Source organism: Streptomyces sp. NPDC007907, from assembly GCF_042959365.1.
Lineage (GTDB): Bacteria > Actinomycetota > Actinomycetes > Streptomycetales > Streptomycetaceae > Streptomyces > Streptomyces indiaensis.
This window is the reverse complement of the sequence record NZ_JBIBKR010000021.1, coordinates 1-4,894: the sequence shown is the minus strand read 5'-3', so window position 1 is coordinate 4,894 and position 4,894 is coordinate 1. Positions and strand designations below refer to the sequence as shown.

Annotated in this window: 1 protein-coding gene; it reads right to left on the bottom strand. The window is 69.7% G+C overall.

What is annotated here, in order from left to right; all coding sequences use genetic code 11:
• On the bottom strand, nucleotides 1-4,861 hold a 4,861-nt coding region (locus ACFZDI_RS35885), incomplete at its 3' end, for an amino acid adenylation domain-containing protein (protein WP_391256755.1).
• Nucleotides 4,862-4,894 lie beyond the last annotated feature (33 nt).

The following is a 4,894-nucleotide window of genomic DNA, read 5'->3' as shown; positions in this document are numbered from 1 at the left end:
CCACCTGCGCCTCGAACAACTCCACCACCGACACACCCTCAACCCGCGGCACCTCCCCACCCACACCAGCCCACCCCAACACCAACCCACGCTCATCAGCACTCAGGACATCCACCGCACTCACCCGGATGTCCGGCGCCCCCACCACCGCCTCGACCGCCCGCACCAACCACTCCGCAAAGCGCTCTGCCGTCGGCGCATCGAAGACGTCAGCGGCCGCGATCACGACACCCCGCATTCCAGCGGGGGCGCCTTCGGTGTCGAACACCTCGGTAGCCATGATGTCCAGGTCGAACTTGGCCGTCGCCGGCCCTGCCGTCCCGGGAACTCCGGCAGATCCGGTCGGTACTCCGGAGGCACGCAGCCCCGGCAGGTCGACGATCGCCTGGGCGTTGTTCTGCAGGGTCAGCATCACCTGGAACAGCGGGTGCCGCGCGAGGGAGCGGACCGGCGCCAGGTCTTCCACCAGCCGCTCGAAGGGCACGTCCTGGTGCGCGAACCCGGCCAGGCTCGTCTCCCGGACCCGCTCCAGCACCTCACCGAACGTCGGATCACCCGACAGGTCCGTGCGGATGACCAGCGTGTTCACGAAGAACCCGACGAGGTCGTCCAGCGCTTCGTCCGTACGGCCCGCGATCGTCGAACCGATCGGGATGTCGGTGCCCGCGCCCAGCCGCGACAGTGTCACCGCAAGGGCGGCCTGCAACACCATGAACACCGTCACGCCACGCTCACGCGCCACCTCACGCAACCGCGCGTGCACCGCCGCCGGCACTTCCAGCCCGACCGCATGCCCCTCATGCGAGGCGACGGCCGGACGCGTCCGGTCGTAGGGCAACGCCAGCTCCTCCGGGGCATCGGCGAGCGCCTCACGCCAGAACTCCACCTGACGTGACAGCACACTCTCGGGGTCCGTCCCGGCCCCCAGTACCTTCTCCTGCCACAGCACGTAGTCGGCGTACTGCACCGGTAGGGATGCCCATCCGGGAGTGCGGCCCTCGCACCGTGCCGCGTAGGCCACCGACACGTCCCGCGCCAGCGGCCTCATCGACCAGCCGTCACCCGCGATGTGATGCACCACCAACGCCAGCACGTGATCGTCCGGACCGACCCTGAGCAACCGGGCCCGGACAGGGATCTCCTCCGCGAGGTCGAAGGCATACCGCGCCGCCTCCGCCAGAACCCCGCCGAGTTCCTCCGCGCGCACGTCGGTGACGGTCAGTGCGAAGCCGGTTTCGTCCACGGGCAGAATCCGCTGATACGGCTCCCCGTCGGCGACCGCGAACACCGTCCGCAGCACCTCATGGCGCTCCAGCACATCCCGCAGCGCGCCCTCGAGCGCATCCCGGTTCAGCTCACCCGACAGGCGCAGCGTCGTCGGGATGTTGTAGGTCGCGCTGGGGCCTTCGAGCTGGCCGATGAACCACAGCCGACGCTGCCCGTACGACAGCGGCACCCGCTCCGGGCGCTCCGCGGCCACCAGAGCCGGACGCGCCGTGTCCGCCTGGCCCAGGCCGGCGGCGAGTCCCGCCGGGGTCGGGGCCTCGAACAGGTTCCGCAGCGCCACCTCCACGCCCAGCACCGCACGCACGCGGCTCACCAGCCGCGTCGCCAGCAGCGAATGTCCACCCAGGGCGAAGAAGTCGTCGTCCACACCGACCGTGGGCAGGCCCAGAATCTCGGCGAAGGCCTGGCAGAGGATCTCCTCCTGCACGGTCGCGGGGCCCCGGCCTCCGCCGCTCACATACTCCGGTGCGGGCAACGCCTTGCGGTCCAGCTTGCCGTTCACCGTCAACGGCAACGCATCCAGGACCATGACCGCCGAGGGCACCATGTACTGCGGCAACCGCTCACCCACGTACTCCCGCAACTCGGACTCCGAGGCGTCCCCGACCACGTAGGCCACCAGGCGCTTGTCCCCGGGAGCGTCCTCACGAGCGATCACAACCGCCTGCGTGATCTGCGGGTGCGCGGCGAGGACCGCCTGGATCTCACCCGGTTCGATCCGGAAACCACGGATCTTCACCTGCTCATCCGCACGCCCCAAGTACTCCAGCCGGCCCCCGGCCGACCAGCGCGCCACATCACCGGTCCGGTACATCCGCGCGCCCACCCGACCGAACGGGCACGCCACAAACCGCTCACCCGTGAGACCGGGACGACCCACATACCCCCGCGCGAGGCCCGCGCCCGCGACATACAGTTCCCCCGCCACCCCTGCCGGCACCGGACGCAGCGCACCATCCAGCACGTAGACCCGGGTGTTGACGATCGGAGAGCCGATTCCGGAGCTGTCGCCCGGTGCGAGTGGGGCCGACATCGTGGCGCACACGGTGGTCTCCGTGGGGCCGTAGGCATTGATGAACCGGCGGCCAGGAGCCCAGCGTCCGATCAGGTCACCGTCCAGTGCCTCGCCTGCCGACACCAGTGTCGACACCGACGGCAGATCATCGGGCGCCAGCACAGCCAGCACGGCCGGTGGCAGCGTCACATGGGTCACCTCGTGCCGCGCCACGACTTCCGCCAGTCCCTGCCCAGGCAGCAACTCGTGCGCATCGGACAGGACGAGTCGTGCTCCGCACGACAGCGCCACCAGGACCTCGGACACCGCCGCGTCGAAGCTCACCGACGCGAACTGCAGCATCCGGCTGACGGAGTCCACCGCGAAGCGCTCCGCCTGAGCCGCCACCAGGCTCGCCACGCCGCCATGCGACACAGCCACGCCCTTGGGTCGTCCCGTCGAGCCGGACGTGTAGATGATGTAGGCCAGTCCACCCGTCTCGAAGGCGACTTCGGGAGGAGTGACGGGCGTCGCCGCGAGCTCTCGTGCCACCCGCATGTCATCGAGGTTCACCACATGCACGGCGGGCCCTGACAGTACGGCTGACATGTCGCCGCGTCCGAGCATCACCCGTGCACCGCTGTCGGCGAGCATGAACTCCAGCCGCTCCGCCGGATACTGCACATCCAGCGGCACATACGCCGCGCCGGTCTTCAACACGGCCAGCAGCGCGACGACCAGATCCACCCCACGCGGCAGGCACACGCCCACCACGGACCCCGCACCGACGCCGAGCCCTCGCAGGTAGTGCGCCAGCCGATTCGCCTTGGTCTCCAGCTCGGCGTAGGAGAGCTCCGTAGCTCCATACACCACCGCCACGGCGTCCGGGGTGCGGGCCACCTGAGCCTGGAACATCTCGGGCGCGGACTGCTGCGGGATGTGTGCGGTGGTGTCGTTCCAGTCTTCGAGGAGTCGGTTCTCCTCGGTGGCGTCGAGAACGTCCACTGCCGACAGGAGACCGTCCGGGTCGTCCTCCAGCGTGGTGACGAGGTTGTCGAGGCAGGTGTGCAGCAGCTGGCACACCGCCTGGCCGTCGACCGGACCCACCGCGTCCACGACCAGCCCGAACTCGGACTCCAGGTCATCGACCGCCACGGCCACGGGGTAGTTCGTCACCTCACGCACGGACAGCGTGCTGATGCCCCTGGACGCCGGACCGGCCTCCGGACGAGGGTTCTCCGGCCGACGCCTGCCGTGCCGGTAGTTGAACAGCGAGGTGAACAGCGGGCTGCCGTTGGGAATGCTGCTGGCCTGCTGCGCCAGCGTCAGCGGGGCATGCTCGTGCACCAGCAGCTCCGCCAGCTGATCACGCACCCCTTCCAGCGCGCCGGCGACGCCGACCGCATCCACCCGGACCCGGACCGGCAACGTGTTGATGAACAACCCCGGCACCCGATCCGCACCCGCGCCGGCGTTCATCCGCCCGAACAACACCGTCCCGAACACGACGTCGTCACGACCACTGACCGTGGCCAGCACCCGCGCCCAGGCCAGATGGAACACACTGGCCGGGCTGACGCCAAGTGACCGGGCGACATCACGCACCCGTTGGCCGACCTCCTCGTCGACCCGCAGGTGGGAGCGCACGACGCCGCTGCCGTCACCGTGCACGTCCAGCAGACCGTAGGGGGCGGTGGTCTCCTCCACGTCCCCCAACAGGCGGGTGAAGTAGCGCTCGTGCTCCTCGCGCGTCACGCCCAGCCGGGCCTGCGCGACGAAGTTGCGGAACGGCAGCGGCTCCGGCAGGGAGTCCTCCCGCCCCGACAAGAACGCGCTCATCTCTTCGAGCAGCACGTCCTGGGTGGTGTGGTCCTGGACCAGGTGGTGCATCCGCAGCAACGCCAGCCACCCACCGTCCTCACCCGGCTGCGCGGCGATGTGCACGTCGATCAGGGGAGCGCGGCCGATGTCCATCCTCGACCCGGCCGCCGCGGTCAACTGCTCCACCGCGGCAGGGCCCTCCGCCGTCAACTCAATTGTCTTGACGAGCAGTTCAACCCGGCGAGCTACCACTTGGACCGGCTCACGCAGTCGCTCCCACACGATCGCCGTGCGGTAGATGTCATGCCGGTCCACCACCCGCTGAAGAGCGCCGAGGAAAGCATCCAGGCGCTCCCTTGAGTCGAAGCGCAGGACCCGTGGCACTACATAGGTATCCGCACCGCCGCCATCCGCCTGCAACAGGTGGTGGAAAAAGATGCCTTCCTGCAGCGGGGCGAGCGGGTAGACGTCGGCGATGTTGGCCGCGCCGCCGGGTATCTGCTCGATGACGTGCCCCAGCTCGGCCTCGTCCAGGTCGACCAGCGGCAGCATGTCCGGGGTGATGTGCTCGGCGCCCTCCGGGATGTGGTTCTCCGGAACCACGACCGTGTCCGGAGCCGCCACCGCGGCCAGACCGGCCGGGGTCGGTGTCTGGAACAGTGCGCGCACGGAGACGGACACGCCCCGGCTGCGGAGCTGCTCGACCAGCGACACGGCCAGCAGGGAGTGCCCGCCCAGGGCGAAGAAGTCGTCGTCCACACCGACCGCGGGCAGGCCCAGCACCTCGGTGAA